Source organism: Streptomyces sp. NPDC127092, from assembly GCF_042722475.1.
Lineage (GTDB): Bacteria > Actinomycetota > Actinomycetes > Streptomycetales > Streptomycetaceae > Streptomyces.
The window spans coordinates 26,690-53,089 of the sequence record NZ_JBHXFE010000057.1 but is presented as its reverse complement, the minus strand read 5'-3'; the positions used below and the strand labels follow the sequence as shown (position 1 = coordinate 53,089).

Here is a 26,400-nt window from a genome sequence, read left to right as displayed (position 1 = left end):
GGGCCCTTCCGGCGTTTCCGACTCTATCAGATCCTTTCGGCGTCTGATTCCCAGTCAGAGGGGGTTGTCTTCCCGGCTGTTGGGCCGTTCCGACGAGTGAGACTTTAGCGGATTCCTTGGCCCCGACGCTAATCGGGGGCCGGCGTTCAAACCTTCGAACGCGGATTCCTCATTTCGCAAAAACGCACGGAAACACAGGACGGCACGACGAATCGACGCCGTCAGGCGTTGGTGGTTCTTGCGGAATGGCTGTCCGGGGCCGACCGGAGTCGGTGCTCACGTCGGACAACCCGGAGAACACTACGGATCGCGTAATCCCGTGTCAACCCCGGGCCTGATGCGTACCCTGTGCGTATGACGACGCATGCGCACACCACCCAGTGGTGGGCCGCCTGACCGGCGGCCCGTACTCACGCATGCAGACAACGGCCGCCGACTCGGCGGCCGTTCGCGTATCCCCCTCCGGGAGCCCGGCCGACGGGCCGGCGGTGCTCAGACAGAGAGCAGCCAGGAGAGAGGGAGAACGAACCGATGAAGCGGATCTTCAGTGGGGTCAAGCCGACCGGGCACCTGACGCTGGGCAACTACCTCGGGGCCGTCCGGCGGTGGGTCGAGGTGGACCAGCACCAGGCGGACGCGCTGTTCTGCGTGGTGGACCTGCACGCGCTGACCGTGGAGCACGATCCGGCGCGGGTGACGCGGCTGAGCCGGCAGGCGGCGACGCTGCTGCTGGCCGCCGGCCTGGATCCGGAGCGGTGCACGGTGTTCGTGCAGAGCCACGTGGACGAGCACGCCCGGCTGTCGTACCTGATGGAGTGCGTGGCCACGGACGGCGAGATGCGGCGGATGATCCAGTACAAGGAGAAGAGCGCGCGGGCGCGGGCGGCCGGGCAGAGCGTGCGGTTGTCGCTGCTGACGTACCCGGCGCTGATGGCCGCGGACATCCTCGCGTACGGCGCGGACGAGGTGCCGGTGGGTGAGGACCAGACGCAGCACGTGGAGCTGACGCGGGACCTGGCGGTGCGCTTCAACCAGCGGTACGGGCATGTGTTCACGGTGCCGAAGGCGACGCACCCGGTGGTGGCGGCGCGGGTCATGGATCTGCAGGACCCGACGTCGAAGATGGGGAAGTCGCACGAGAACGGGTCCGGGATCGTCTATCTGCTCGACGACGCGGACGTCGTCCGGCGGAAGGTCATGCGGGCGGTGACGGACAGCGGTCGTGAGGTCGTGTACGACCGGGAGGCCAGTCCGGGGGTAGCGAACCTGCTCGATCTGCTGGCGGCCGCGACGGGTGGGAACCCGAACGAGCTTGCCGGTGTATACGAGTCGTACGGGGCGTTGAAGAAGGACACGGCGGAGGCGGTGGTGGAGCTGCTGCGGCCGGTGCGGGAGCGGCATGCCGAGCTCGCGGCGGATCAGGGGCACGTGGACAAGGTGCTGCGGCAGGGTGCCGAGCGGGCGCGGGGGATGGCGCGGCCGGTGGTGGACCGGGCCTATCGGGCGATCGGGCTGTTGCCGGCGGTCTGACGGAAGGCGGTGCGGTAGTCGCGCGGGCTGGTGGCGAGGTGCGAGGCGAAGTGCTGGCGCATGGTGACCTCGCTGCCGAAGCCCGCGCGGCGGGCCACTTCGGGGAGGGGATGGTCGGTGAGTTCGAGGAGTTTCCGGGCGGCGGCGACGCGCTGGGTGATGAGCCAGTGGAGGGGACTGGTGCCGGTGGTGGCCTGGAAGTGCCGGGCGAAGGACCGGGGTGACATGCCGGCGTGGGCGGCGAGGCTCGCGACGGTGTGGGGCTGGTCGAGGTGGGCCAGGGCGTGGGCGCGGACGGCGGCGAGGGCGTCGGCGTCGCGGTCGGCGCGGGGGGTGGGCTGTTCGATGAACTGGGCCTGGGTCCCGGTGCGGAAGGGGGCGGTGACCATGGAGCGGGCGATGGTGGCGGCGGCCTCGGCGCCGTGGGCGGTGCGGACGAGGTGGAGGCACAGGTCGATGCCGGCGGCGGTGCCGGCGGAGGTCCAGATACCGGTGTCCTCGACGAACAGGGCTGCGGGTTCGACCTTCACCTGGGGATAGCGCTCGGCGAGGGTCGGGGCGAGGTGCCAGTGGGTGACGGCGCGGCGGCCGTCGAGGAGTCCGGCGCGGGCGAGGACGAAGGCGCCCGCGCAGAGGGAGGCGACGGGGGTGCCGGCGGCGTGGGCGCGGCGCAGGGCGTCGAGGACGGGTGTGGAGATGTCGGCGTCGGGGTCCTCGATGCCGGGGACGAGGACGAGGTCGGTGGGGGTGAGGGTGTCGAGCCAGTCGAGGGGCCGGTCGGGGGTGAGGCTGAGGCCGCCGCGGATCGGGAGGGGGGTGTGCGGGTCGGCGGCGGGGCGGCGGAGGTCGAAGGGCGGGACGCCGCGGTGGGTGCGGTCGCTGCCCCAGACCTCGGTGATGACGGAGACGTCGAAGGCGCGGATGCCGGGGAAGGAGAGGAGGGCGATGCGCTGGGGGCTCGTGTGGTCTGCCGACATGGCTGGCAGTAAACCATCGATCGTGGGCTTTTCTGCCTCTGGGACGGGCGGTCGTGCGGCGGCAGGATCGTCGGTATGGAGAGCAGGGAGGTCACGGAGATGGACGAGAACGCGGCGCTGGTGGTCGTCGATGTGCAGAAGGGCTTCGACGACGAGGGCTTCTGGGGGCGTCGGGACAATCCGGACGCCGAGGCGAACATCGCGGCGCTGATCGATCTGTGGCAGGGGACGGGCCGGCCGGTCGTGTTCGTGCGGCACGACTCGGTGCAGGTGGGGTCGCCGCTGCGGTCGGGGTCGGTGGGCAACGAGTTCAAGGACTTCGTCGCGGAGCGGCGGGGGAAGGGGGCGGGGGCGGAGCTGCTGGTGACGAAGAGCGTGAACTCGGCGTTCTACGGGGAGCCGGATCTGGACGCCTGGCTGAAGGGGAGCGGTATCGGGCAGATCGTGATCGTCGGGATCCAGACGAACATGTGCAACGAGACGACGGCCCGGATGGGCGGGAACCTCGGGTACGACGTGGTGTTCGTGATCGACGCGATGCACACGTTCGACCTGGCCGGGCCCTTCGGGTGGACGCGGAGCGCGGAGGAGCTGACCCGGGCGACGGCGGTGTCGCTGCACGGCGGGCGGTTCGCCCGGGTCGTCCGGACCGAGGAGGTGCTGAAGGCGGCGGGGTAGGGCCTGATCCGCCGGGCAGGCCCTGATCCGCCGGGGAGACCCTGGGTCAGCCGTTGCCGGAGGCGAGCTCGCGGCTGCGGTCGCGGGCAGCTTCCAGGGCGGCGATGAGGGCGGCCCGTACGCCGTGGTTCTCCAGCTCGCGGATGGCGGAGATGGTGGTGCCGGCGGGGCTGGTGACGGCCTCGCGGAGCTTGACCGGGTGTTCGCCGCTGTCGCGGAGCATGACGGCGGCGCCGATCGCGGCCTGGACGATCAGGTCGTGGGCCTGGGCGCGGGGCAGGCCGAGGAGGATGCCGGCGTCGGTCATGGCTTCGACGAGGTAGTAGAAGTAGGCCGGGCCCGAGCCGGAGAGGGCGGTGGCGGCGTCCTGCTGGGACTCGGGGACGCGGAGGGTCTTGCCGACGCCGCCGAAGATCTCCTCGGCGTGGGCGAGGTGCTCGGGGGTGGCGTGGCTGCCCGCGGAGATCACCGACATGCCTTCGTCGACGAGGACGGGTGTGTTGGGCATGACGCGGACGACGGGGGTGCCGGCGGTCAGGCGCTCCTCGATGAAGGCGGTGGGGATGCCGGCGGCGGCGCTGACGACGAGGCGGTCGGCGGTGACGTGCGGGGCGAGTTCGTCGAGGAGCCGGCCCATGTCCTGGGGCTTCACGGCGAGGATGAGGGTGTCGGCGCGCTTGGCGGCGTCGGCGTTGCTGACGGTCTCGACGCCGTAGCGGGCGCGGAGTTCCTCGGCGCGTTCGGCGCGGCGGGCGGTGACGAGGAGGTTGGCGGGGCGCCAGCCGGCACGGATCATGCCGCTGAGGAGCGCCTCGCCGATCTTGCCGGTGCCGAGGACTGCGACGGTCTGGGTCATGGGGTCTTTCACCTCGCCGGGATGGGCCTGCGCCTGTCCATGCGGACGGACGGCGCGTCCCTCCGCAGGGACATCCTTGCACCGAGGGCCTGTGCGGTGCGTTCCGTGTCCGAGGGGCGGTCAGGCGGTGCGGCGGCGGAGGGTGGCGGCGCCGAGGGCGAGGACGAGGACGGCGCAGCCGGCGACGACCAGGGCGTCGCGGAGGAAGTCGGCGGTGACGTCGGTGTGGCGGAGTACCTGGTTCATGCCGTCGACGGCGTAGGACATGGGCAGGGCGTCGGAGACGGCTTCGAGCGCGGGGGCCATGCGGTCGCGCGGGGTGAACAGGCCGCACAGCAGCAGCTGGGGGAAGATCACGGCCGGCATGAACTGGACGGCCTGGAACTCGGAGGCGGCGAAGGCCGAGACGAACAGGCCGAGGGCGGTGCCGAGGAGGGCGTCGAGGAGGGCGACGAGGAGCAGCAGCCAGGGGCTGCCGATGACGTCGAGGCCGAGGAACCACAGGGCGAGGCCGGTGGCGAGGACCGACTGGACGACGGCGACCAGGCCGAAGGCGAGGGCGTAGCCGGCGATGAGGTCGGCCTTGCCGAGGGGCATGGCGAGGAGGCGTTCGAGGGTGCCGGAGGTGCGTTCGCGGAGGGTCGCGATGGAGGTCACCAGGAACATGGTGATGAGCGGGAAGATGCCGAGGAGCGAGGCGCCGATGTTGTCGAAGGTCTGCGGGCTGCCGTCGAAGACGTAGCGGAGCAGGACGAGCATCAGGCAGGGCACGAGGAGCATCAGGGCGATGGACCGCGGGTCGTGGCGGAGCTGGCGCAGGACCCGGGCGGCGGTGGCGAGGGTGCGGTCGGGGTTCACGGCTGCTCCTTGGTGACGGTGCGGGCCTGGGTCTGGCTCGTGGCCCGGGTCTCGGCGTGGGCGCGGGCCGCGGCGGCGTCGACGAGGTGGAGGAAGGCGTCCTCGACGGTGGCGGTGTCGTTGCGGCGGCGCAGGGCCTCGGGGGTGTCCTCGGCGAGGAGTTCGCCCTCGCGCAGGAGGAGCAGCCGGTGGCAGCGCTCGGCCTCGTCCATGACGTGGGAGGAGACCAGGAGCGTGGTGCCCCGGTCGGCGGCGATGCGGTGGAAGAGGTCCCACAGGTCGCGGCGCAGGACGGGGTCGAGGCCGACGGTGGGTTCGTCGAGGACGAGGAGTTCGGGGGTGCCGAGGAGGGCGACGGCGAGCGAGACGCGGCTGCGCTGGCCGCCGGAGAGCCGGCCGGCGAGGGCGTCGGCGTGGGAGGTGAGGTCGACGTCGGCGATGGCCCGGGTGACGGCGGCGCGGCGTTCGTCGCGGTGGGCGCGGCCGGGCATGAGGACGGCGGCGAAGTAGTCGAGGTTCTGGTGGACGGTGAGGTCGTCGTAGACGGACGGCCTCTGGGTGACGTAGCCGATGCGGGAGCGCAGGGCGGGGTCGCCGGCGGGGCGGCCGAGGACGTCGAGGGTGCCGGTGACCTTGGCCTGGGTGCCGACGATCGCGCGCATGAGGGTGGTCTTGCCGCAGCCGGAGGGGCCGAGGAGGCCGGTGATGCGGCCGCGGGGGACGGTGAAGTCGAGGTCGCGCAGGACGGTGCGGTCGCCGCGGACGACGGTGAGGGCGGTGGCGGTGACGGCCGCGCCGGTGGCCGGGGCGGCCTCGGGGCCGGCGGCGGGGCCGGCCTCACCGTTTTTATTCATCATGCGATGAATAGTGGGCCCACGGGTGCCGCACGTCAAGGACCCCCGGACGATGTCCGGGGGTCCTGGAAGACTCGGGGTGGGGGCGGGCCCTAGCGCTTGGGCTTCCTGCGGCCCGACGGGTTGCCCGTACGGCTCGCGCGGCGCTTCTCGAAGCGCGTGACGGCCTCCTCGTACTCCGCGCGCAGGAGCTTCTCGCCGGGCGCTTCGGTGAGGCTGCGGACGAAGTAGGCGAGCAGCGAGCCGATGAAGCCGATGGCCTTCAGGCTGCGCAGGGCGTCCTCGCGGGCGGGGTCGGCGGGGCGCCGGACGAAGCCCTCCCAGGTCTTGCGGAAGGCGATCGCGCTGCACACCGCGAACATCACGACCACGAGCGTGTTGACGAAGCCGCCGACCTTCGCGATCTCCAGGCCCTGGTACGCGAAGCGCAGCACGAAGCAGCCCGCGACCGCGGCGAGGAGCGAGCCGACGGAGACGCCGACGCGGCGCACGGCGTAGCCGTCGCGGTGGTCGACCCAGGTCGTGCCGAAGAAACGGAGCTCCTCGGGCTGCGGCCCGGCGGGGGTGGTGCCGGTCTTGCTCTGCTTTTCCTCGCTCACGGGATCGATTATCCCCGGCCGCGGACGCGGCCGTCGTCAGCCGCAGCGGCGGGTCACATAGCCGTCACTGCCCGTCTTCACGTACGCGTCGGAGACGAACTGACCGGGGCCGATGTTGTCCCAGAGGTTGGTGGTGCCGTAGGGGCCGGTGATCCACTCGCCCGGCGTCTGGCAGTAGATCTGCACCCAGGCGCCCAGCGTGAGCGTGCGGACGATCGGGTACTTCGTGCCCGGACCCGAGCGGACGTTCACCCGGTACCCGGGAGCGACCGGGTAGGCCGGGACCTCGCCGGCGGTGGTCACGACGTCCTCCGTCGCCATGGTCGCGACGGCCTCCGTGCCGACCGTGCCCGCGGTGTCCGCGGTGTCCGCGGTCTTCGCCGCCACGGCCGTCGACTCGTTCTCGCTGCCCATTGCCACTCCCCCGTCCGGTGCGCGCGAGCGCCTGCCAGAAGCACTGCGGAGAAATTCACCCTCCGCGACGCGCAGGCTAGCAAGCCCCGCCGACTTCGGCCGCACCATGGACTAGGCTCCGTGCGTCGCGCAGGCGCGCGGACACGACGGGGAACCACACGGGGGTCGGCGATGCCGCCGTTGCGCAGGACCGGTGCCGGCCGGGAAGCGGAAGAGCCCGACTACGCGGGCGAGTACCGGCTCCAGGCCGTCCTCGGCGCCGGCGGCATGGGCGTCGTCCACCTCGCCACCTCCGCCTCCGGGCTGCGGCTCGCGGTCAAGGTGGTGCACGAACAGTACGCGGAGGACCCCGAGTTCAGGGCCCGCTTCCGGCAGGAGGTGGCCGCCGCGCGGCGGGTCAGCGGCGCGTTCACCGCACCCGTCGTGGACGCCGATCCCGACGCCGAACGCCCCTGGATGGCCACCCTCTACGTCCCCGGCCCCACCCTCGCCGACCAGGTGAAGCGGAGCGGCCCGCTGTCCCCCGCCGAGCTGCGCCGGCTCACCGCCGGACTCGCGGAGGCGCTGCGCGACATCCACCGGGCGGGCGTGGTGCACCGCGACCTCAAGCCCAGCAACGTGCTGCTCACCGACTCGGGCCCGAAGGTCATCGACTTCGGGATCTCCCGGCCCCTGGACAGCGACCTCCACACGGAGACGGGGAAGCTGATCGGCTCGCCGCCGTTCATGGCGCCCGAGCAGTTCCAGCGGCCCAAGGAGGTCGGACCCGCCGCCGACGTCTTCGCGCTCGGCTCGGTGCTCGTGCACGCGGCGACCGGGCACGGCCCCTTCGACTCCGACAGCCCGTACATCGTCGCGTACCAAGTGGTCCACGACGACCCGGACCTGACGGGCGTTCCGGAGGAGCTGGCGCCGCTGGTGGCCCGCTGCCTGGCGAAGGAACCGGCCGAGCGGCCGACGCCCGCCGAGATCATGGCGGCGCTGCTGCCGCCCTCGTACGAGGCGACCGCGTTCATACCCGCGCAGCGGCGGCCCCCCGCCGGCGGGTCCGGCGCGGGCGCCGTGCGCGAGATGCCGGCGCCCGCCGGGGCGTGGGACGCGGACACTCCCGTACGGGCCGAGGTGCCGCGCGCCGGACGCGGCGGGCGCAGGCAGCGCGGCGGGCAGGAGCAGCGGGCCGGACGCGAGCGACACGACCGGCGCGGCGGACAGGGCCGGCGCGGCAGGCGGGTGCCGATCGCGCTCGGCGTGCTGCTCGCCGTCGCGGCGGGCGGCACCGTCGCCGCCCTCGCGGCGCGGGACGCGCGGCCGTCGGCCGCCTCGCCGCACCCGGCGCAGGCCGCCACGTCCTTCACCGGCTGGCAGACCGCGCTCGGCACGGCGGACGGAGGCTCCGCCGCACCGGCCGCACCCGCCTGCGCGTTCGCGGAAGGCGCCCTCTACTGCTCGGCGCCGGGCGTCGACGCCGCCCGCCTGGACGCCGCGACCGGACGGGTCGTCTGGTCACGGCCCGCCGGGAGCGGTGCCGGCGCGGGCGACGGCCCGGGCGGAGGCGACGCGGACGGTACGGAGCGGCCGACGGCCCCCGTCGTGCTGCCCGGCGGCACCGTGGCCGTCACCGGCGCCACCGGCGAACTGCGGACCTACGCGGCGAAGGACGGCGCTCCCGGCTGGCGGACCCGGCCGGCCGCCGCCGAGCGCAACCGGCCGGCCGGTGCCGTGGTCGTCCTCAGCGGCGGCTCGCGGCAGCTGCGCGCGGTCGACGGCGCCACCGGCCGCCAGGTGTGGCGGCACGCACTGGCCGGCCACAGCGCGCCGCAGCTCGGCCCGTACGACACCGCCACCGGTCTGCTCACCGCGTACGAGCCGAGCGCCGACGGCACGCACACGCTGCTCAGCGCGGTACGGCCGGCCACCGGCACCGTCGCCTGGCAGCACCGCCTGAAGGGCAACCTGGTGCCCGTCGCGTACGGCTCGGACGGGGCGCTCGTCCTGGCCGCGACCTACCGCGAGATCCAGACAGAGGCTCTGGTCCACTACGACCCCGACCGGCGCGAGGCGCGGCGGGTCCCCCTCCCGTACCGCGTCGCGAGCCCGTCGATCGCCGTGCGCGGCTCCACCGCGTACCTCCTCGACGCGCTCGGCCGGCTGACCGCCGTCGACCTCTCCGCCGCGCCCTCGGCGGGCCGGGTCCGCTGGGAGCTGGAGACCGGCAGCGGCAACGTCTCGGCCCTCACGCCCGGGCCCGGAGAGCGGCTCTACCTCTCCGCCTCCGACGGCCGCCTCATCGCCGTCGACACCGCGCGCGGCTCCCTCCTCGCCCAGACCGCTCCGCGCCTGTCGGCGGGCCGCCTCGGCTACGTGACCTCCGTCCCGGCCCCGGTCGCCGCCGGTGAGCGCGTCTACGGGACGGCGCCGGACGGCTCCGTCTTCGCGGTGGACGGGAGCGCGCCGGAAGGCTGGTGAGTGCCCGGGAAAGCCGGCCAGTGCCAGGGCCAGCGCCAGGGCCAGGGCCGCGACGGACACGCGAAACGGCGGTGCGGAAACCCCTCTCGGGGTCCGCACCGCCGCCTTTCGTCCGCCGTCCGGCCGGCCCGGTGGGCTGGTCCGGTGAGCCGGTCCGCTGGGCCGGTCCGGGAGGGAAGCCGTCAGCCCAGCTTCGTCACGTCGCGCACCGCGCCCTTGTCCGCGCTCGTGGCCATCGCCGCGTACGCCCGCAGCGCCGCCGAGACCTTGCGGTCGCGATTCTTCGGCGCGTAGACGCCGCCGAGCGCCTCGCGGCGGGCGGCGAGGGTCTCGTCGTCGACGAGGAGGTCGATCGAGCGGGACGGGATGTCGATGCGGATGCGGTCGCCGTCCTCGACCAGGGCGATCGTGCCGCCCGAGGCGGCCTCCGGGGAGGCGTGGCCGATGGACAGGCCCGAGGTGCCGCCGGAGAAGCGCCCGTCGGTGATCAGGGCGCAGGTCTTGCCCAGGCCGCGGCCCTTGAGGAAGGAGGTCGGGTAGAGCATCTCCTGCATGCCGGGGCCGCCCTTGGGGCCCTCGTAGCGGATGACGACCACGTCGCCGTCCTTGACCTGCTTGTTGAGGATCTTCTCGACGGCCTCCTCCTGCGACTCGCAGACGACCGCCGGGCCCTCGAAGGTCCAGATCGACTCGTCGACGCCGGCGGTCTTCACGACGCAGCCGTCGACGGCGATGTTGCCGCGGAGCACCGCAAGGCCGCCGTCCTTGGAGTAGGCGTGCTCGGCGGAGCGGATGCAGCCGGCCGCCGCGTCCAGGTCGAGCGTGTCCCACCGCTCGGACTGGGAGAAGGCCTCGGAGGAGCGGACGCAGCCGGGGGCCGCGTGCCACAGCTCGACGGCCTCCTCGGACGGGGAGCCGCCGCGCACGTCCCAGCTCTTCAGCCAGTCCGCGAGGGAGGGGCTGTGGACGGCGTGGACGTCCTCGTTGAGCAGGCCGGCGCGGTGCAGCTCGCCCAGGATGGCGGGGATGCCGCCGGCGCGGTGCACGTCCTCCATGTAGTACGTGCCGCGGGGCGCGACGTTCGGGGCGACCTTGGCCAGGCAGGGCACGCGGCGCGAGACCTCGTCCATGTCGCTCAGGCCGTAGTCGAGCTCGGCCTCCTGAGCGGCGGCGAGCAGGTGCAGGATCGTGTTGGTGGAGCCGCCCATGGCGATGTCGAGCGCCATGGCGTTCTCGAAGGCGGCCTTCGTGGCGATGCTGCGCGGCAGGACGGAGGCGTCGTCCTCGTCGTAGTAGCGCCGGGTGATGTCGACGACCGTGCGGGCGGCGTTCTCGTACAGCGCGCGCCGGGCGGTGTGGGTGGCGAGGACGGAGCCGTTGCCCGGCAGGGAGAGGCCGATGGCCTCGGTCAGGCAGTTCATCGAGTTGGCGGTGAACATGCCGGAACAGGACCCGCAGGTCGGGCAGGCGTTCTCCTCGATGCGGAGGATGTCCTCGTCGGAGACCTTGTCGTTGACGGCCTCGGAGATCGCGTCGACCAGGTCGAGCGTGCGGACCGTGCCGTCGACGAGCGTCGCGCGGCCGGACTCCATGGGGCCGCCGGAGACGAAGACGGTCGGGATGTTGAGGCGCAGGGCGGCCATCAGCATGCCGGGGGTGATCTTGTCGCAGTTGGAGATGCAGATCAGGGCGTCGGCGCAGTGCGCCTCGACCATGTACTCCACGCTGTCGGCGATCAGGTCGCGGGACGGCAGGGAGTAGAGCATGCCGCCGTGGCCCATCGCGATGCCGTCGTCGACGGCGATCGTGTTGAACTCGCGGGCGATGCCGCCGGCCGCCGTGATCGCCTCGGAGACGATCCGGCCCACCGGCTGGAGGTGGGTGTGGCCGGGGACGAACTCGGTGAAGGAGTTCGCCACGGCGATGATCGGCTTCCGCCCGATGTCCGCGCCCGGTACACCGGAGGCGCGCATAAGGGCGCGGGCGCCCGCCATGTTGCGGCCGTGGGTGACTGTGCGGGACCTCAGCTCGGGCATCGTCGCTCGCTCCTCGTGATGGGTGTGTCTGGAGTCGAGCGTACGCTTCGACTCCAAGATCTGGACAAGGGTGTCCGTATGGCGGACGGTCCGCTCGCCCTTCGGTCAGGGCCGGGTCAGGTAGCGCTGCAGGGTCGGCGCCACCTGGGCCACGATCTCCTCGGGGTCCGCCGAGGCCAGCGGCTCCACCTGGATCACGTACCGCAGGATCGCGATCCCGATCATGTGCGAAGCGGCCAGCTCCGCCCGGAACTTCGGCTCCGGTACGTCCAGGTCGGCGGCGATCCGCTCCAGGAGCCGCCGCAGCACGAATCCGCGCAGCACCTTGGCCGCCGCCTCGTGCGTCAGCGCGGAACGGATGATCGCGAGCAGCGGGGCCCGGGTCGCCGGGTTCTCCCAGACGCCGATGAAGAAGCGCGCGAGCCTCTCGCCGATGGCTTCGCGCGGGCCGCCGATGATGGCCGGGACGACGGCGGTGGGCTCGAAGGAGACCTCGATCGCCGCGGCGAAGACCTCGTCCTTCGTGCCGAAGTAGTGGTGCACGAGCGCCGCGTCCACGCCCGCCGCCTTCGCGATGCCGCGCATCGAGGTCTTGTCGTAGCCGCGCTCGGCGAACTGCTCGCGCGCCGCTTCGAGGATCCGCTCGCGCGCGCCCGGTCCGCTGTCCTCGGCGGCCGTACGGGAGGGCCGACCGCGCCGCCGGGCGGCCTTGCCGCCCGCGCCGGTGCTGTCGCCCGCGCCGTCCGCCCGGGCCTTCTTCTCCGCGCCGGCCTCCCCGCCCGTGCCTCCGCTCGCCCCTTCGCTCACGCGCGTGTGCCCCGCGAGGCGGCGGCCAGGTGGAGCCGGGTGAAGGCGAGGGCCTCGGCGAGGTCGGCCTCGCGTTCGGCGGAGGACATCGCGCGCCGGGTGTTGACCTCGATGACGACGTGGCCGTCGAAGCCGCTCAGCGCCAGCCGCTCCAGGAGCTCGGCGCACGGCTGATTGCCGCGGCCCGGCACCAGGTGCTCGTCCTTCGCGGAACCGCGCCCGTCGGCGAGGTGGACGTGGCCGAGCCGGTCGCCCATGCGGTCGACCATGGCGAGGGTGTCGGTACGGGCGGTCGCGGTGTGCGACAGGTCCAGCGTGTAGTGGCGGTAGTCGTCCTTCGTGACGTCCCACTCGGGCGCGTACGCGAGCATCTCGCGGTCCTTGTACCGCCACGGGTACATGTTCTCGACGGCGAAGCGGACGTCCGTCTCGTCGGCCATCCGCCAGATGCCGGTGACGAAGTCCCGCGCGTACTGCCGCTGCCAGCGGAACGGCGGGTGCACGACCACCGTCGACGCGCCCAGCTTCTCCGCGGCGGCCTGGGCCCGCTGGAGCTTGACCCACGGGTCGGTGGACCAGACCCGCTGGGTGATGAGCAGACATGGCGCGTGCACGGCGAGGATCGGCACCTGGTGGTAGTCCGACAGGCGGCGCAGCGCCTCGATGTCCTGGCTGACCGGATCGGTCCACACCATGATCTCGACACCGTCGTAGCCGAGGCGCGCGGCGACCTCGAAGGCCGTCGCCGTCGACTCCGGATAGACCGAGGCCGTCGACAGGGCGACCTTCGCATCCGGGACGCGCACCGCTGGTTCTGCCACGGAGACAGGGTACGGGGCGGGCCGGGCGCCCGGAGGGTGGTTCCGGTCACCCCCGGAGCCGCCCACCCGGTCTCCGAACCGCCGGGCAGGCCCTACGGGAGGTGGTCCAGGCGGCGCAGGATCACGCCCTCGCGCAGGGCCCAGGGACAGATCTCCAGCTGCTCGACGCCGAAGAGGTCCATCGCGCCCTCGGCGACCAGCGCGCCGGCGAGGAGCTGGGCGGCACGGCCCTCGGAGACGCCGGGGAGCACGGCGCGCTCGGACGAGGACATGGCGGCGAGCCGCGGCACCCACTCCTCCAGGGAGGCGCGGGACAGGGTGCGCTCGACGTACAGGCCGAAGCCCGAGCCGGGGGCGCCGGCGAGGCGGGCGAGCTGCTTGAAGGTCTTGGAGGTGGCCACCACGTGGTCGGGCCGGCCGAAGCGGCTGAACTCACCGACCGTACGCGCGATCTGCGCCCGGACGTGACGGCGCAGCGCCTTCACGTCGTCGGTCTCCGGCGGGTCGCCCGGCAGCCAGCCCTTGGTGAGCCGGCCCGCGCCCAGCGGCAGGGAGACGGCGGCGTCGGGCTCCTCGTCGATGCCGAAGGCGACCTCCAGCGAGCCGCCGCCGATGTCGAGCAGGAACAGCTTCCCCGCGGACCAGCCGAACCAGCGCCGGGCGGCGAGGAAGGTGAGCCGGGCCTCCTCCTCGCCGGTGAGGACCTGGAGCGCGATCCCGGTCTCGGCGTAGACCCGGGCGAGCACGTCGTCGGCGTTGCTCGCCTCCCGCACCGCCGAGGTCGCGAACGGCAGGACCTCCTCGCAGCCCTTGTCCTCGGCCGCCGTCAGCGCCTCGCGGACGGTGCCGACGAGCCGCTCCACACCCGCGTCGGCGATGGCCCCGCGCTCGTCGAGCAGCTCGGCGAGACGCAGCTCCGCCTTGTGGGAGTGGGCGGGCAGCGGGCGGGCGCCGGGGTGGGCGTCCACCACCAGCAGGTGCACTGTGTTCGAACCGACGTCGAGGACTCCGAGTCTCATGAACGGAAACGCTACTGCGCCCGCCCGCATACGCTTGGCGTTGTGCCAAAGACGAAAAAGGCGAAGCCGGGCAAAAGCAGTGCCGGCGAGCACGCCAGCGAGAACGCCGCGAAGGCCGCACGGGTGGCCCACGCGGCCAAGGCCGTGAAGGCGGTCAAGGCCGGCAAGGCCGGCAAGAAGGCCAGGGACGCCGAGCCCGACGAGAAGGGCCTGGACTTCCCGCGCGCCTGGGTCGAGTTCGCCGACCCGGACGACGAGGAGCAGGTCTACCGCTGCGACCTGACCTGGCTCACCTCCCGCTGGACCTGCATCTTCGGCAACGGCTGCCAGGGCATCCAGGAGGGCCGCGCCGACGACGGCTGCTGCACGCTCGGCGCGCACTTCTCCGACGAGGACGACGAGAAGCGGGTCGCGGAGCACGTGGCGCGTCTGACCCCGGAGCTGTGGCAGTTCCACGACGTCGGCACGGAGACGGGCTGGGTGCAGGTCGACGAGGACGGCGACCGGCAGACCCGCCGCTGGCAGGGCTCCTGCATCTTCCAGAACCGCCCGGGCTTCGCGGGCGGCGCGGGCTGCTCGCTGCACATCCTCGCCGTGCAGGAGGGCCGGGAGCCGCTGGAGACCAAGCCGGACGTGTGCTGGCAGCTGCCGGTGCGGCGGACCTACGACTGGATCGAGCGCCCCGACGACACCAAGGTCCTCCAGGTGTCGATCGGCGAGTACGACCGGCGCGGCTGGGGCCCGGGCGGCCACGACCTGCACTGGTACTGCACCACCGCGAGTTCGGCGCACGTGGGCAAGGAGCCCGTGTACGTCTCGTACCGGCCCGAGCTGGTCGAGATGATGGGCCTCGCGGCGTACGAGGTCCTGACCGGGCTGTGCGAGGCGCGGCTCGCCTCCCAGCTCCCGCTGGTCGCACCGCACCCGGCCGACCCGGCTCCTTAGGCCGCACCCGGGCCGCACCCTGCGGGGCCGGCCCCGCAGGGCCACGGGGACCTACGGGAAACGCGAACCTACGGGGAAGGCGCCGGGTCGGTGCTCGGGGCGTCGGTCGCCGAGGCCGTCGGCTCGGGCGTGGGTCCGGTCGTCGGTCCGGTCGTCGGCTCCGTCGTCGGAGGCTCCGTGGTGGGTTCGCCCGTCGGCGGCGGAGTGGTCGGCGGCTCGCTGGTGGGCGGCGGTGTCGTCGGCTCGTCCGTGCGGGTCGGCGGCGGGGTGGTCGGGCGGGTCGTGGTGGGCGGCGGAGCCGCCCCGTGGCCGTCGATCCGCACCACCGCGCCCGAGGGGTTCACGCCGACCCGGGCGCTCCAGGCGCCGGCCGGTTCGTGGGCGTGGTCGACGAAGATCCGCACGGTGACCGACTCCCCCGGGCGCAGCGTGCCGGAGGCCTGGCTCACGTACAGCCAGGGCGCGTCCGACCAGAGCGCCCACGCGGACGGCGAGCCGCCCTCGTTGGTGAGGGTGAGCAGGGTCGTCGCGCCGCTGCCGCGCGCGGAGACGGTGAGCCGGGCGGGCGCGGCCTGCCCCGGCAGGGCCGGGCCGGCGGGCGCGCCGGGGCTGATCACCTCGACGGAGACGTCGGGCGAACGGCTGCCGCGGGTGAAGCGGGGATCGGGTGTGGTGCGGGCGTTGCCCGTGTTCTCGTAGCGGTCGTACGGGCGGCCGCCGGAACCGCCCTGCGCGTCGCCCGGCCCGTCCGCCTCGCGCGCACTGATCCGGGCCGCGTCCTGCCCCTCGTCGCCGGCCGGGGTGCCGCGGTACGAGGCCCACAGGGCGAGGACGGGGGCGGCGACGACCGCGGCGACGACGGTCGTGGTGACCGCCCGGGCCCGCATCCGGTCGCGGCGGGCCGCGTGGTCCTTCGGGTCCATCGGGAAGCCGGTCGGGCCGAAGCGGGGCGCGCCGGCGCGGGCCCGCGGCACGTGCATCATCGCCACGTACGCGGCGGCGCGCGGCGCCTCGACGACGGGCAGCCGCCCCGTCGGTGCGGCGGCGGCGCCCGGCCAGGGCCCGGCGGCGCCCGCCCGTTCGGCGGCCCGGCGGCAGCGCGGGCAGTCGTCGACGTGCCGGACCAGCTCGGCGCGCAGGGCGGCGGAGAGCAGCACCTGGTGGTCGCCGGTGAGCCGGGCGACGGTGGGGCAGTCGCCGGTCTCGACGACGGCGAGCGCGGCGCGGGTGCGCTCGACCTCGCAGCCCGCGGACGCGAGGAGTTCGCGGGCGGCGACCGGGTCGAGCGAGAGCACGGCCGCGACCTCGCGCTGCCCGAGCCCGTGCCGTACGGAGAGCTCCAGGGCCTCGCGCTGCTCCGGCGTGGTGCCGGCGGCCTCGGGCCAGGCGAGCGCGGCGAGCTCGGCGCGCCGGCGTTCGGCGACCTCGGGCGCGACGCGGGCCGGCTCGGGCGCGGCGGCGACGGGCCGGCCGGTGTGCGCGCCCTGGCGTCGGCGGCGCTGCTCGCCGAGGCTGCGCAGACAGGCCCAGCGGGCCAGCGCGTACAGCCAGGCCCTGCGCCCGCTCTCGTCGGCCGGACAGCGACCGTGATGGCGCTCGGCGATGGCGAGGACGTCACCGAGGACGGCGGTGGCGGTGTCGTGGTCGCAGAGCACCGAGAGGCAGTAGGTGAACAGGCCGTCCAGGTACTCCTCGTAGCGCGCGGGGGGCCGCTGGCCGAGGGTGCGGGGACCGCCGGTGCTTCGGGTGGGGTGTTCCAGACTGCTGCTCGTCACTGGGCGACCGTAGGCAGGAGGGCGGGGGCACTTCTCACCCCTTGCACACTTTTAATCCGTACGGGTGAAGGTATCGCCCGAAAGGGGACACCAGCCCCGCGATCTCGGGCCACGGCACGCTCGACGGTGGCGGGGCCGAGCCGGGTCGGGCCGGGGAACCTCCCTCACCTCGCCGTCGGCCTCGCTGTCGGTCTTCGCCGTCAGTCCTCGTTGCCAGTCCTCGCTGCCCGTCCTCGCTGCCCGTCCTCGTTGTCAGTGGCTGCCGCTACGGTGTCCGTCATGGCTGCTCGTACCAAAACCGCCAAGGACCGGCCGTCCTACCGCTGCACCGAGTGCGGCTGGCAGACCGCCAAGTGGCTCGGCCGCTGCCCCGAGTGCCAGGCCTGGGGCACGGTCGAGGAGTACGGCGCGCCCGCCGTGCGGACCACGGCCGCCGGCCGGGTGTCCTCGGCCGCGCTCCCGATCGGGCAGGTCGACGGCCGGCAGGCGACCGCGCGCGGCACGGGCGTCGACGAGCTCGACCGGGTCCTGGGCGGCGGTCTGGTCCCCGGCGCCGTCGTGCTGATCGCGGGTGAGCCGGGCGTCGGCAAGTCGACGCTGCTGCTCGACGTGGCAGCCAAGGCCGCGAGCGACGAGCACCGCACCCTCTATGTGACGGGCGAGGAGTCCGCGAGCCAGGTCAGGCTGCGCGCCGACCGGATCAACGCGCTCAGCGAGCACCTCTACCTCGCGGCCGAGACGGACCTGTCCGCCGTCCTCGCGCACCTCGACGAGGTGAAGCCCTCGCTGCTGATCCTGGACTCGGTGCAGACCGTCGCCTCCCCCGAGATCGACGGCGCGCCCGGCGGCATGGCGCAGGTCCGCGAGGTGGCCGGCGCGCTGATCCGCGCCTCCAAGGAGCGGGGCATGTCGACGCTGCTCGTCGGCCATGTCACCAAGGACGGCGCCATCGCGGGTCCGCGTCTCCTGGAGCACCTGGTGGACGTGGTGCTGCACTTCGAGGGCGACCGGCACGCCCGGCTCCGCCTGGTCCGCGGCGTGAAGAACCGGTACGGGGCGACGGACGAGGTCGGCTGCTTCGAGCTGCACGACGAGGGCATCACCGGGCTCGCCGACCCGTCCGGCCTCTTCCTCACCCGGCGCGACACGGCCGTTCCCGGCACCTGTCTGACGGTGACGCTGGAGGGCCGCAGGCCGCTGGTGGCCGAGGTGCAGGCGCTGACGGTGGACTCGCAGATCCCGTCGCCGCGCCGCACCACCTCCGGTCTGGAGACCTCCCGGGTGTCGATGATGCTGGCCGTCCTGGAGCAGCGCGGCCGGATCAGCGCGCTCGGCAAGCGGGACATCTACAGCGCGACGGTCGGCGGCGTGAAGCTGTCCGAGCCGGCCGCCGACCTGGCCATCGCCCTCGCGCTCGCCTCCGCCGCGAGCGACACCCCGCTGCCGAAGAACCTGGTCGCCATCGGCGAGGTGGGCCTCGCGGGCGAGGTCCGGCGGGTGACGGGCGTGCAGCGCCGCCTCGCGGAAGCGCACCGGCTCGGCTTCACGCACGCCCTGGTCCCGGCCGACCCGGGCAAGGTCCCGCCGGGCATGAAGGTCACGGAGGTCGCGGACATGGGCGACGCCCTGCGCGTCCTGCCCCGCGGCCGCCGTCCGCGGACCGAGCGGGAGCCGGAGGAGCGCGTTTAGGGAATGTCCGGCCGACCAGGGGCGGAGGGGCCCTGGGGCGGGGCCGGTCCCCGCACCGGAGGGCTTCCGGGAGGGCTTCCGAAGGGACGCCCGAGGGGGCGTCCGGGGCCCGGCCGGGCGGGTGCTCGTGGCGCGGGGCCCGGGGCGGCGGGGCGTTGTCGCTAGACTTTGCCCTGGTCTCGCCCATCCGTACGAGCCGGAGGAGTGCAGTGGCAGCCAAGGACAACGAGGCACTGATGCGTGCGTCGCTCAGTGCCGTCGCCCCCGGCACCGCCCTCCGCGACGGGCTCGAGCGCATCCTCCGCGGCAACACCGGCGGTCTGATCGTGCTCGGCATGGACAAGACCGTCGAGTCGATGTGCACCGGCGGTTTCGTCATCGACGTCGACTTCACCGCGACCCGGCTGCGCGAGCTGTGCAAGCTCGACGGGGCGATCGTCCTCGACAAGGACATCTCGAAGATCCTGCGGGCCGGCGTGCAGCTGGTCCCCGACGCGTCCATCCCCACCGAGGAGACCGGCACCCGGCACCGTACGGCGGACCGGGTCTCCAAGCAGTGCGGCTTCCCGGTCGTGTCCGTCTCGCAGTCGATGCGGCTGATCGCCCTGTACGTCAACGGCGAGCGCCGCGTCCTGGAGGAGTCCGGGGCCATCCTGTCCCGCGCCAACCAGGCCCTGGCGACCCTGGAGCGCTACAAGCTCCGCCTGGACGAGGTGGCCGGCACGCTCTCCGCCCTGGAGATCGAGGACCTGGTGACGGTCCGGGACGTCACGGCCGTGGCCCAGCGCCTGGAGATGGTGCGCCGGATCGCCACCGAGATCGCCGAGTACGTCGTCGAGCTCGGCACCGACGGCCGCCTCCTCTCGCTCCAGCTCGACGAGCTGATCGCGGGCGTGGAGCCGGAGCGCGAGCTGGTGATCCGGGACTACGTGCCGGAGCCCACGGCCAAGCGCTCCCGTACGGTGCCGGAGGCGCTCACCGAGCTGGACGCGCTGACCCATGCCGAGCTGCTCGAACTGCCGATAGTCGCCCGCGCCCTCGGCTACAGCGGCTCCCCCGAGACCCTGGACTCCGCGGTCTCCCCGCGCGGCTACCGGCTGCTCGCCAAGGTGCCGCGGCTGCCCGGCGCGATCATCGAGCGGCTCGTGGAGCACTTCGGCGGGCTGCAGAAGCTGCTCGCGGCGAGCGTGGACGACCTCCAGACCGTGGACGGCGTCGGCGAGGCCCGGGCGCGCAGCGTCCGCGAGGGCCTGTCGCGGCTCGCGGAGTCGTCGATCCTGGAGCGTTACGTCTAGGGGCGGGTTTCGCCCCAGGCCTTCTTCCTCAGTCCTTGTCCAGGCGGAACGCCACCGGTGACACCGTCAGGCCCGGCACCGCCGCCTCGACCAGGTAGTTGCCCGGGCCGACCTCGCCCGGCGGGACGCTGGCGCACTGCGCGGTGCTGCGGTGCCGGTCCCATTCCACGGTGTGAGTGATCGTCGTGCGCGCCGGGACCTTCAGGAAGACCGGAGGCGCCACGCGGGGGCAGTCCTTCGAGGACCACAGCACGCCCTTGGTGTCACGGACCGTCAACACCGCGTTCTTCGGGCCCAGATCGGTCTTGCAGTCGGCGCCCGAGGTGTTCTTGACGACCAGCTGGAAGCGGGGCTTCTCGCCCGGCTCGTAGGCCAGCTTGCTGCTGCGGAAGGTCAACTGCAGGGCTCCGGCAGGGCAGTTCGGCAGCGGCGAGTCGGCCGGTACCTGCTGGCCGGCGCCGGTGCCCGCGCCGCCGTCGCCGCCCGCGCCGTCCGTGTCGCCGTTCTTGCCGCCGGAGGACGCTCCGGAGTCCGTGCCCGCACCGGCGTCCGTACCGTCGTCACCGGTGCCGCTGCCGTCGCCGGTGCCGTCACCGCCCGCGGTGTCGTCCTCGCCCGACTCGTCGCGTCCACCGGGCTTTTGACTGATCGCCGGTCCGGTGCTGGAGGGGCCGGGATTGATCGAGGGCGCGGGCGAGGAGCCGTTGGCGGCGTCGTTGCCGGTCTTCTTGCCCCCACCGCCGCCACCGGAGGTGAACGCCCATGCGGCGAGCAGCGCGAGCAGGGCAACCAGGCACAGCGCCACGGCCCTCCGACGCCAGTAGATGGAGGAGGGAAGCGGCCCGACCGGATTGCGCAGAGATCCCACGCCACGAACCTTACGAGAGATCGGGGCCAACTCCCGCCCCCCATGCCGCTCCAGGCGCAAGTTTTGCCGATGATCACATCCTCACCGCAGCGGGAACTCTCGCCCCTCCCCCGCCCACCCCCTACTTTCGTCGGGGACGACTGTCGTCCTTCGGCCGGAGCGGACTGCTCCGGATGCCGGTTAACGTCGTTGACCATGGACAACCTGCCCACCCTCACCGACGGCCTGTATCTCGACATCCTCGAGTTCGCCCATTCCACCCCGCACTGGTTCCAGAGACTCGCGGAGGTGTGGACCGAACTCGGGCTGCTGCTCTTCGGGGTGCTGTTCGTGGCCGGCTGGTGGCGGATGCGCCGCGGGTCGGCGGACGGCATGGCGCTTGCGCTGCTCGCGCCGCTCGCGACGGCCTTCGGCTACGTGGTCAGCGAGGGCCTGAAGTCCCTGATCGACGAGGAGCGTCCGTGCCGGGCGGTGGCCGGTGCGCCCGCCTCGCTCGTCGCGTGCCCGCCGTACGGCGACTGGTCCTTCCCCAGCAACCACTCGGCGATCGCGGGTGCCGCCGCCGTCGCGCTCGCCCTCTCCTGGCGCGGCCTCGTCTGGCTGACCGCGCCGATGGCCCTCCTCATGGCCTTCTCCCGGGTCTTCGTCGGCGTCCACTTCCCGCACGACGTGACGGTCGGCCTCCTCGTCGGCGGTGTGGTCGCGTTCGTCGTGGTGAAGTCCGCCCGGCGCCCGGTCCGCGCGCTGGTGGAGACGGCCCGGTCCAGCCGGAGCGGCGCGGTGGTGTGGTGCGTGGGGCGCGGGATGCCTTCGCACGCCTCCGCGCGCCCCGAGGGCGCACGCCACGGCGCGCGCTGATCGCCCGCGGAACGTGCCAGGATCGGAGGTGCCATGACTTCCATCGACACCTCCTCCGCCTCCTCCGCCGGCGCCTCGCCGTCCGCCGCGTCCCCTGCCTCCCCCACCTCCCGCACCTCCGCCGACTCCGCCTCCGGCTCCGGCTCCGGCTCCGGCTCCGGCTCCGACGAGTCGCGCGCGTTCGAGGACGTCGTGTCCGACGGCGTGTCGCCGGCTTCGCTGCACGGGCCCGTCCTCGCCTGGTTCGACCGGCACGCCCGCGATCTGCCGTGGCGGCGCCCCGAGGCGGGTGCGTGGGGCGTGATGGTCAGCGAGTTCATGCTCCAGCAGACGCCGGTCGTGCGGGTGCTGCCCGTGTACGAGCAGTGGCTGGCGCGCTGGCCGCGGCCCGCCGACCTGGCCGCCGAGGCGCCGGGCGAGGCCGTACGGGCCTGGGGCCGGCTCGGCTATCCGCGCCGGGCGCTGCGGCTGCACGCCGCGGCCGTGGCGATAAAGGAGCGGCACGGCGGTGACGTGCCGAGCGACCACGGGCAGCTGCTCGCGCTGCCGGGCATCGGCGAGTACACGGCCGCGGCGGTGGCCTCGTTCGCGTACGGGCAGCGCCACGCGGTGCTCGACACCAATGTGCGCCGGGTCTTCGCGCGGGCGGCGACCGGCGTGCAGTACCCGCCGAACGCCACGACGGCCGCCGAGCGCCGGCTCGCCCGGGCGCTGCTGCCGGAGGACGAGGCGACGGCGGCCCGCTGGGCGGCGGCCTCCATGGAGCTGGGCGCCCTGGTGTGCACGGCGCGGAACGAGGACTGCGGGCGGTGCCCGCTGGCCGACCGGTGCGCCTGGCTGCGGGCCGGGAAGCCGGCCCACGACGGGCCCGCGCGGCGCGGCCAGACGTACGCGGGCACGGACCGCCAGGTGCGGGGCAAGCTGCTCGCCGTACTGCGCGACGCCGTGGACCCGGTGGACCAGGCCTCCCTCGACGCGGTCTGGGACGAGCCGGTCCAGCGCGCCCGCGCCCTGGACGGCCTGGTCGCCGACGGCCTGGTGGAACCCCTGGAGGACGGCCGGTACCGGCTCCCGCTGGGCTGACCCGGAGACCGACCCCGTACCGGCTCGCACGGGCGGGCCCGGAGGCCGACCGCCGGCACCGGGCCCCGCTGGGCGGGCCCGGCAGGCCGATGGCCGGTACCGGCTCCCGCCGGGCTCGCCCCGCCGGGCTCGCCCCGCCGCCCGATCCGCAGGTCCGATCCGCAGACCGGAGGCAAGGCTTCCGGCGCGCCTTCGATCCGAAGGATCCGGAACCTTTGCATCCGCTGTTACACAACCGATGGGTAGCCGTGCGTCCGCCGACGGCTGCTCCGCACAACCCCGTGACAACCGCTCCGTAGCGTCTTCGGCGTAAGGAAACACGGCTGGTCACGGGGATCGGAGGCGGTTCGGGATGGCGCACGGCGAGGTGCTCGATTTCGAGGAGTACGTACGCACGCGGCAGGACGCGCTGCTGCGCAGCGCCCGCCGTCTCGTGCCCGACCCGGTGGACGCCCAGGACCTGCTGCAGACCGCGCTGGTCCGCACGTACGGCCGCTGGGACGGCATCGCCGACAAGTCGCTGGCCGACGCGTACCTCCGCCGGGTCATGATCAACACCCGGACCGAGTGGTGGCGGGCCCGCAAGCTCGAAGAAGTGCCCACCGAGCAGCTGCCCGACGCCCGCGTCGAGGACGCCACCGAGCAGCACGCCGACCGGGCCCTCCTGATGGACATCCTGAAGGTGCTCGCGCCCAAGCAGCGCAGCGTCGTCGTGCTGCGCCACTGGGAGCAGATGAGCACCGAGGAGACGGCCGCCGCGCTCGGCATGTCGACCGGTACGGTGAAGAGCACGCTTCACCGCGCCCTGGCCCGACTGCGCCAGGAACTGGAGAGCCGGGCCGCCGACGGCGACTCCCGGGCCCTGGACGCCGGCGTCCTGGAGCGGGCGACGACCGTACGAGGCGACGAGCGGAAGCAGGAGCGGTGGGCGGCCTGAGACCGGCCTGGACTGCCAGGGAACGGGCGGCGAGCATCACGGCGGTGGCCGGGCTCGCCGCCGTCGGCGTGCTCGTGACGGGCTGTTCCACCGGAGGCACCGGCTCGCGCGACGAAGGCGCCGCCCGGTCCGACCAGGTCGCCTCGACGGCCCCGGCCACGCCGACGCCCTCCGCCTCGCTCGGCGAGGGCGCGATGACCAGCAAGCGGGTGGACCCGATCGCGCTGATCAAGAACGACCCGAAGATCGGCGAGCGGGTGAAGGCCGACCTGAAGCCGTGCACGGCGGACGCCTACCCCGTGGACACCTCGTACGGGAACCTCACCAACTCGGGCGCGCCGGACGTGGTCGTCAACCTGATGACCTGCGGGGACGCGGTCGGCATCGGCACGTACGTGTACCGCGAGGAGAACAACCGGTACACGAACGTCTTCATGGCCGAGGACGCGGCGGTGTACGGGACGATCGACCGGGGGGATCTGATCGTCACCAAGCAGGTGTACGCGAAGGGCGACCCGGTCGCCTATCCCTCGGGCGAGGACGTGATCACCTACCGCTGGACGGGGAACAAGTTCACCCAGCACGACTGGGTGCACAACGACTACAGCAAGGCGGTCGGCGACGGCGGCATCGACGGCGCCGAGCCGGCCCCGAGCGAAGCCCCCTCCTCGAACTGACCCCTGAACCCCCTGATCCGAACGTACGCGGAAGGCGCACGCACCATGGCCGAGACCCATGTCCTGTTCGTCGAGGACGACGACGTCATCCGTGAGGCCACCCAGCTCGCCCTGGAGCGGGACGGCTTCACGGTGACCGCCATGCCCGACGGCCTGTCGGGTCTGGAGGCCTTCCGCACGAACCGGCCCGACATCGCGCTCCTGGACGTCATGCTGCCCGGCATGGACGGCGTGAGCCTGTGCCGGCGCATCCGCGACGAGTCGACCGTCCCGGTGATCATGCTGTCGGCGCGGGCCGACTCCATCGACGTCGTCCTCGGCCTGGAGGCCGGCGCCGACGACTACGTCACCAAGCCGTTCGACGGCTCCGTCCTGATGGCCCGGATCCGCGCCGTCCTGCGCCGCTTCGGCCACGCGGGCGGCGCCGGCGCGGGCGACGGCGGCGCGGAGGCCGCCGAGGGCGGGATGCTGGCCTTCGGCGACCTGGAGGTCGACACCGAGGGCATGGAGGTGCGCAAGGCCGGTGCGCCGGTCGCGCTCACCCCGACCGAGATGCGGCTGCTGCTCGAGTTCTCGTCGGCTCCCGGCACGGTGCTGTCCCGCGACAAGCTCCTGGAGCGGGTCTGGGACTACGGCTGGGGCGGCGACACCCGTGTCGTCGACGTCCACGTGCAGCGGCTGCGCACGAAGATCGGCCAGGACCGGATCGAGACGGTCCGCGGCTTCGGCTACAAGCTCAAGGGATGAGCCCGGGCATGAGCCCGGGCATGAGCCCGGGGGCGAGAGCGGGCAGGAGTTCGGGGATGCGACCGGGGACGGGCGGCGAGTTCAGGCAGGTCGGCAGGTGATGAAGGGGCTCGGCCTCCGTACCGGGGTCCGCTGGAAGATCGCCGTCGCCATCGCGGCGGTCGGCGCGCTCATCGCGGTCACGCTCAGCCTGGTGGTCCACAACGCGGCCCGGGTCTCCATGCTCGACAGCGCCCGCGACGCCCAGATGTGGCGGCTGGTCTTCGCCCAGCGGGTCTACGAGACCTCCAAGCCGAAGGAGCCGCGCTTCGGCACCAAGATCAACGATCCGGCGCTGCCGCCCCAGCTCGACCAGCTGATGCGCGACGGACGGCGCGGCACCTACGTCCAGGAGCACGACAGCGGCCCGCCGGACGTGTGGGCCGCCGTACCGCTCGCCAACGGCGACGTGCTGTCGCTGCACGTGCCCTTCGCCGACCGCAGCGCCACGATCATGAAGGACCTCGACCGGGCCCTGATCATCGGCTCGGTGTCGGTGGTCTTCGGCGGCTGCGCGCTCGGCGTGCTCATCGGCGGGCAGCTCTCGCGCCGGCTGCGCAAGGCCGCGGCTGCGGCCGGCCGGGTCGCGCAGGGCAACACCGACGTCCGGGTCCGGGACGCCATCGGCGGAGTCGTACGCGACGAGACCGACGAACTGGCCCGCGCCGTCGACGCGCTCACCGACGCCCTCAACGAGCGGATCGAGGCCGAGCGCCGGGTCACCGCGGACATCGCGCACGAGCTGCGCACGCCGGTGACCGGGCTGCTCACGGCCGCCGAACTGCTGCCGCCCGGCCGGCCGACCGAGCTGGTCCGCGACCGTGCGCAGGCCATGCGGACGCTGGTGGAGGACGTCCTGGAGGTGGCCCGGCTCGACAGCGCGTCGGAGCGGGCCGAGCTCCAGGAGATCGCGCTCGGCGAGTTCGTGGCCCGCCGGGTGCGGGCGCTCGACCCGGAGGCGCGGGTCCAGGTGGTGCACGAGTCCTGGGTCAACACCGACCCGCGCCGGCTGGAACGCATCCTCGGCAACCTGCTCGCCAACGCGGCCAAGCACGGCAAGGGACCGGTGGAGGTCACCGTCGAGGGCCGGGTGGTCCGGGTCAGGGACCACGGCCCCGGATTTCCCGAGGCGCTGCTCCGGGAGGGCCCGAGCCGCTTCCGTACGGGCAGCAGCGACCGCGCGGGCCAGGGCCACGGCCTGGGCCTGACCATCGCGAGCGGCCAGGCCCGGGTCCTCGGCGCCCGCCTCACCTTCCGCAACGCGGCGCCCGAGGGCACCCCGGGCGGCGCGGGCGGTGCGATCGCGGTGCTGTGGCTGCCGGAGCACGCGCCGACGAACACGGGGAGCTTCCCGGTGCTGCGGATGCCGGACTGAGCGTTCGTCAAGCCCTCCGCCCGCAGACGCACCCGCCCGCACGCAGGCAGGCGCACCGCCCGCGCAGGCAGGCGCATCCGCTCGCACGCGAAACGGCCCCGGGGTGCCCAGGGGGAGACGTGGGGGGAGGGGGAGTGGGGGGGGTGGAGCAAGGGGGGGGACGCGAGAGAATGTGCCAACCACCACAACCCCCCGCC

The 26,400-nt window shown here is 73.6% G+C and carries 24 protein-coding genes; 12 read left to right on the top strand and 12 right to left on the bottom strand.

The annotated features are described in order from the left end of the window. The first annotated feature begins 531 nt into the window (after positions 1-531). Positions 532-1,530, top strand: a complete 999-nt coding sequence (trpS, locus tag ACFWJO_RS33535) for a tryptophan--tRNA ligase (protein WP_386871341.1) — start codon at positions 532-534, stop codon at positions 1,528-1,530. On the opposite strand, the gene ACFWJO_RS33530 is transcribed toward trpS, so the two are convergent. Then, positions 1,497-2,507, bottom strand: a complete 1,011-nt coding sequence (locus ACFWJO_RS33530; protein ID WP_386871339.1) for a GlxA family transcriptional regulator — start codon at positions 2,505-2,507, stop codon at positions 1,497-1,499. The two genes, trpS and ACFWJO_RS33530, sit on opposite strands and share 34 nt — an antisense overlap. A 75-nt stretch (positions 2,508-2,582) precedes the next feature. On the opposite strand from ACFWJO_RS33530, the gene ACFWJO_RS33525 reads away from it, so the two are divergent. After that, complete coding sequence (locus ACFWJO_RS33525; protein WP_386871337.1) at positions 2,583-3,185, top strand: cysteine hydrolase family protein; 603 nt, start codon at positions 2,583-2,585, stop codon at positions 3,183-3,185. A 46-nt stretch (positions 3,186-3,231) separates the two neighbouring features. Here ACFWJO_RS33525 and proC read toward each other — a convergent pair whose 3' ends face one another. From proC to ACFWJO_RS33500, 5 genes are all read right to left on the bottom strand, one after another. Then, positions 3,232-4,041, bottom strand: coding sequence for a pyrroline-5-carboxylate reductase (gene proC / locus ACFWJO_RS33520; protein WP_386871335.1), 810 nt, complete (start codon positions 4,039-4,041; stop codon positions 3,232-3,234). Between the two features lie 120 nt (positions 4,042-4,161). Continuing rightward, a complete protein-coding gene (locus tag ACFWJO_RS33515; RefSeq protein WP_386871333.1) occupies positions 4,162-4,899 on the bottom strand; it encodes an ABC transporter permease in 738 nt (245 codons plus the stop codon). Continuing rightward, entirely contained in the window at positions 4,896-5,756 is an 861-nt protein-coding gene (locus ACFWJO_RS33510) for an ABC transporter ATP-binding protein (protein WP_386871331.1), read from the bottom strand. Before ACFWJO_RS33510 ends, ACFWJO_RS33515 begins: the two co-directional genes overlap by 4 nt. An 89-nt stretch (positions 5,757-5,845) precedes the next feature. Beyond that, positions 5,846-6,352 carry a hypothetical protein gene (locus ACFWJO_RS33505; RefSeq protein ID WP_386871329.1) on the bottom strand — a complete coding sequence of 169 codons (507 nt, stop codon included), beginning with the start codon at positions 6,350-6,352 and terminating at the stop codon, positions 5,846-5,848. 36 nt (positions 6,353-6,388) lie between these two features. Continuing rightward, on the bottom strand, positions 6,389-6,766 hold the full coding sequence (locus ACFWJO_RS33500; RefSeq protein WP_386871327.1) for an SH3 domain-containing protein: 378 nt from the start codon (positions 6,764-6,766) through the stop codon (positions 6,389-6,391). 171 nt (positions 6,767-6,937) lie between these two features. Between ACFWJO_RS33500 and ACFWJO_RS33495 the strand changes: the two genes are divergently transcribed. Next, positions 6,938-9,232 carry a protein kinase gene (locus tag ACFWJO_RS33495; RefSeq protein WP_386871325.1) on the top strand — a complete coding sequence of 765 codons (2,295 nt, stop codon included), beginning with the start codon at positions 6,938-6,940 and terminating at the stop codon, positions 9,230-9,232. A 182-nt stretch (positions 9,233-9,414) separates the two neighbouring features. Here the strand turns inward: ACFWJO_RS33495 and ilvD are convergent, their stop codons facing one another. From ilvD to ACFWJO_RS33475, 4 genes are all read right to left on the bottom strand, one after another. Beyond that, positions 9,415-11,268: a dihydroxy-acid dehydratase gene (gene ilvD, locus ACFWJO_RS33490; protein ID WP_386871324.1), complete on the bottom strand. Its 1,854-nt coding sequence runs from the start codon at positions 11,266-11,268 to the stop codon at positions 9,415-9,417. A 105-nt stretch (positions 11,269-11,373) separates the two neighbouring features. Next, positions 11,374-12,075 (bottom strand): TetR family transcriptional regulator, encoded by a 702-nt coding sequence (locus ACFWJO_RS33485; protein ID WP_386871322.1) that lies wholly within the window; start codon positions 12,073-12,075, stop codon positions 11,374-11,376. Next, on the bottom strand, positions 12,072-12,896 hold the full coding sequence (locus ACFWJO_RS33480; RefSeq protein ID WP_386871321.1) for a sugar phosphate isomerase/epimerase family protein: 825 nt from the start codon (positions 12,894-12,896) through the stop codon (positions 12,072-12,074). The genes ACFWJO_RS33485 and ACFWJO_RS33480 overlap by 4 nt, the downstream gene beginning before the upstream one ends. A gap of 92 nt (positions 12,897-12,988) precedes the next feature. After that, positions 12,989-13,915 carry a Ppx/GppA family phosphatase gene (locus ACFWJO_RS33475; protein ID WP_386871319.1) on the bottom strand — a complete coding sequence of 309 codons (927 nt, stop codon included), beginning with the start codon at positions 13,913-13,915 and terminating at the stop codon, positions 12,989-12,991. A 144-nt stretch (positions 13,916-14,059) separates the two neighbouring features. Between ACFWJO_RS33475 and ACFWJO_RS33470 the strand changes: the two genes are divergently transcribed. Beyond that, positions 14,060-14,860: a hypothetical protein gene (locus ACFWJO_RS33470; RefSeq protein ID WP_386871349.1), complete on the top strand. Its 801-nt coding sequence runs from the start codon at positions 14,060-14,062 to the stop codon at positions 14,858-14,860. Positions 14,861-14,928: 68 nt separating this feature from the next. Here the strand turns inward: ACFWJO_RS33470 and ACFWJO_RS33465 are convergent, their stop codons facing one another. After that, positions 14,929-16,635, bottom strand: coding sequence for a hypothetical protein (locus ACFWJO_RS33465; RefSeq protein WP_386871317.1), 1,707 nt, complete (start codon positions 16,633-16,635; stop codon positions 14,929-14,931). A gap of 279 nt (positions 16,636-16,914) precedes the next feature. Between ACFWJO_RS33465 and radA the strand changes: the two genes are divergently transcribed. Together radA and disA are read left to right on the top strand one after the other, a co-directional pair. Continuing rightward, positions 16,915-18,324 (top strand): DNA repair protein RadA, encoded by a 1,410-nt coding sequence (gene radA, locus ACFWJO_RS33460; protein ID WP_384422156.1) that lies wholly within the window; start codon positions 16,915-16,917, stop codon positions 18,322-18,324. A gap of 236 nt (positions 18,325-18,560) precedes the next feature. Continuing rightward, positions 18,561-19,619, top strand: a complete 1,059-nt coding sequence (disA, locus tag ACFWJO_RS33455) for a DNA integrity scanning diadenylate cyclase DisA (RefSeq protein WP_386871347.1) — start codon at positions 18,561-18,563, stop codon at positions 19,617-19,619. Between the two features lie 28 nt (positions 19,620-19,647). Here disA and ACFWJO_RS33450 read toward each other — a convergent pair whose 3' ends face one another. Continuing rightward, positions 19,648-20,487 carry a hypothetical protein gene (locus ACFWJO_RS33450; RefSeq protein ID WP_386871314.1) on the bottom strand — a complete coding sequence of 280 codons (840 nt, stop codon included), beginning with the start codon at positions 20,485-20,487 and terminating at the stop codon, positions 19,648-19,650. 195 nt (positions 20,488-20,682) lie between these two features. Here ACFWJO_RS33450 and ACFWJO_RS33445 point away from each other — a divergent pair, with 195 nt between their 5' ends. The 6 genes from ACFWJO_RS33445 (at position 20,683) to cseC (ending at position 26,203) form a co-directional block, all read left to right on the top strand. Further along, positions 20,683-21,345 (top strand): phosphatase PAP2 family protein, encoded by a 663-nt coding sequence (locus ACFWJO_RS33445; protein ID WP_384422160.1) that lies wholly within the window; start codon positions 20,683-20,685, stop codon positions 21,343-21,345. A 33-nt stretch (positions 21,346-21,378) separates the two neighbouring features. Next, a complete protein-coding gene (locus tag ACFWJO_RS33440; RefSeq protein WP_386871312.1) occupies positions 21,379-22,428 on the top strand; it encodes an A/G-specific adenine glycosylase in 1,050 nt (349 codons plus the stop codon). Between the two features lie 352 nt (positions 22,429-22,780). Then, on the top strand, positions 22,781-23,365 hold the full coding sequence (locus tag ACFWJO_RS33435; RefSeq protein ID WP_386871311.1) for a SigE family RNA polymerase sigma factor: 585 nt from the start codon (positions 22,781-22,783) through the stop codon (positions 23,363-23,365). Next, positions 23,353-24,042: a hypothetical protein gene (locus ACFWJO_RS33430; protein ID WP_386871309.1), complete on the top strand. Its 690-nt coding sequence runs from the start codon at positions 23,353-23,355 to the stop codon at positions 24,040-24,042. Before ACFWJO_RS33435 ends, ACFWJO_RS33430 begins: the two co-directional genes overlap by 13 nt. Before the next feature lie 45 nt (positions 24,043-24,087). Next, complete coding sequence (gene cseB, locus ACFWJO_RS33425; protein WP_386871308.1) at positions 24,088-24,789, top strand: two-component system response regulator CseB; 702 nt, start codon at positions 24,088-24,090, stop codon at positions 24,787-24,789. A gap of 100 nt (positions 24,790-24,889) precedes the next feature. Then, positions 24,890-26,203 (top strand): two-component system sensor histidine kinase CseC, encoded by a 1,314-nt coding sequence (cseC, locus tag ACFWJO_RS33420; protein ID WP_386871306.1) that lies wholly within the window; start codon positions 24,890-24,892, stop codon positions 26,201-26,203. Positions 26,204-26,400: the final 197 nt, after the last annotated feature.

Excerpts from the sequence above, each read along its gene's own strand:
- trpS (WP_386871341.1), top strand. The coding sequence starts at position 532 with ATGAAGCGGATCTTCAGTGGGGTCAAGCCGACCGGGCACCTGACGCTG.
- ACFWJO_RS33530 (WP_386871339.1), bottom strand. The coding sequence starts at position 2,507 with ATGTCGGCAGACCACACGAGCCCCCAGCGCATCGCCCTCCTCTCCTTC.
- ACFWJO_RS33525 (WP_386871337.1), top strand. The coding sequence starts at position 2,583 with ATGGAGAGCAGGGAGGTCACGGAGATGGACGAGAACGCGGCGCTGGTG.
- proC (WP_386871335.1), bottom strand. The coding sequence starts at position 4,041 with ATGACCCAGACCGTCGCAGTCCTCGGCACCGGCAAGATCGGCGAGGCG.
- ACFWJO_RS33510 (WP_386871331.1), bottom strand. The coding sequence starts at position 5,756 with ATGATGAATAAAAACGGTGAGGCCGGCCCCGCCGCCGGCCCCGAGGCC.
- ACFWJO_RS33500 (WP_386871327.1), bottom strand. The coding sequence starts at position 6,766 with ATGGGCAGCGAGAACGAGTCGACGGCCGTGGCGGCGAAGACCGCGGAC.
- ACFWJO_RS33495 (WP_386871325.1), top strand. The coding sequence starts at position 6,938 with ATGCCGCCGTTGCGCAGGACCGGTGCCGGCCGGGAAGCGGAAGAGCCC.
- ilvD (WP_386871324.1), bottom strand. The coding sequence starts at position 11,268 with ATGCCCGAGCTGAGGTCCCGCACAGTCACCCACGGCCGCAACATGGCG.
- ACFWJO_RS33475 (WP_386871319.1), bottom strand. The coding sequence starts at position 13,915 with ATGAGACTCGGAGTCCTCGACGTCGGTTCGAACACAGTGCACCTGCTG.
- radA (WP_384422156.1), top strand. The coding sequence starts at position 16,915 with ATGGCTGCTCGTACCAAAACCGCCAAGGACCGGCCGTCCTACCGCTGC.
- disA (WP_386871347.1), top strand. The coding sequence starts at position 18,561 with ATGCGTGCGTCGCTCAGTGCCGTCGCCCCCGGCACCGCCCTCCGCGAC.
- ACFWJO_RS33445 (WP_384422160.1), top strand. The coding sequence starts at position 20,683 with ATGGACAACCTGCCCACCCTCACCGACGGCCTGTATCTCGACATCCTC.
- ACFWJO_RS33440 (WP_386871312.1), top strand. The coding sequence starts at position 21,379 with ATGACTTCCATCGACACCTCCTCCGCCTCCTCCGCCGGCGCCTCGCCG.
- ACFWJO_RS33435 (WP_386871311.1), top strand. The coding sequence starts at position 22,781 with ATGGCGCACGGCGAGGTGCTCGATTTCGAGGAGTACGTACGCACGCGG.
- cseB (WP_386871308.1), top strand. The coding sequence starts at position 24,088 with ATGGCCGAGACCCATGTCCTGTTCGTCGAGGACGACGACGTCATCCGT.
- cseC (WP_386871306.1), top strand. The coding sequence starts at position 24,890 with ATGAAGGGGCTCGGCCTCCGTACCGGGGTCCGCTGGAAGATCGCCGTC.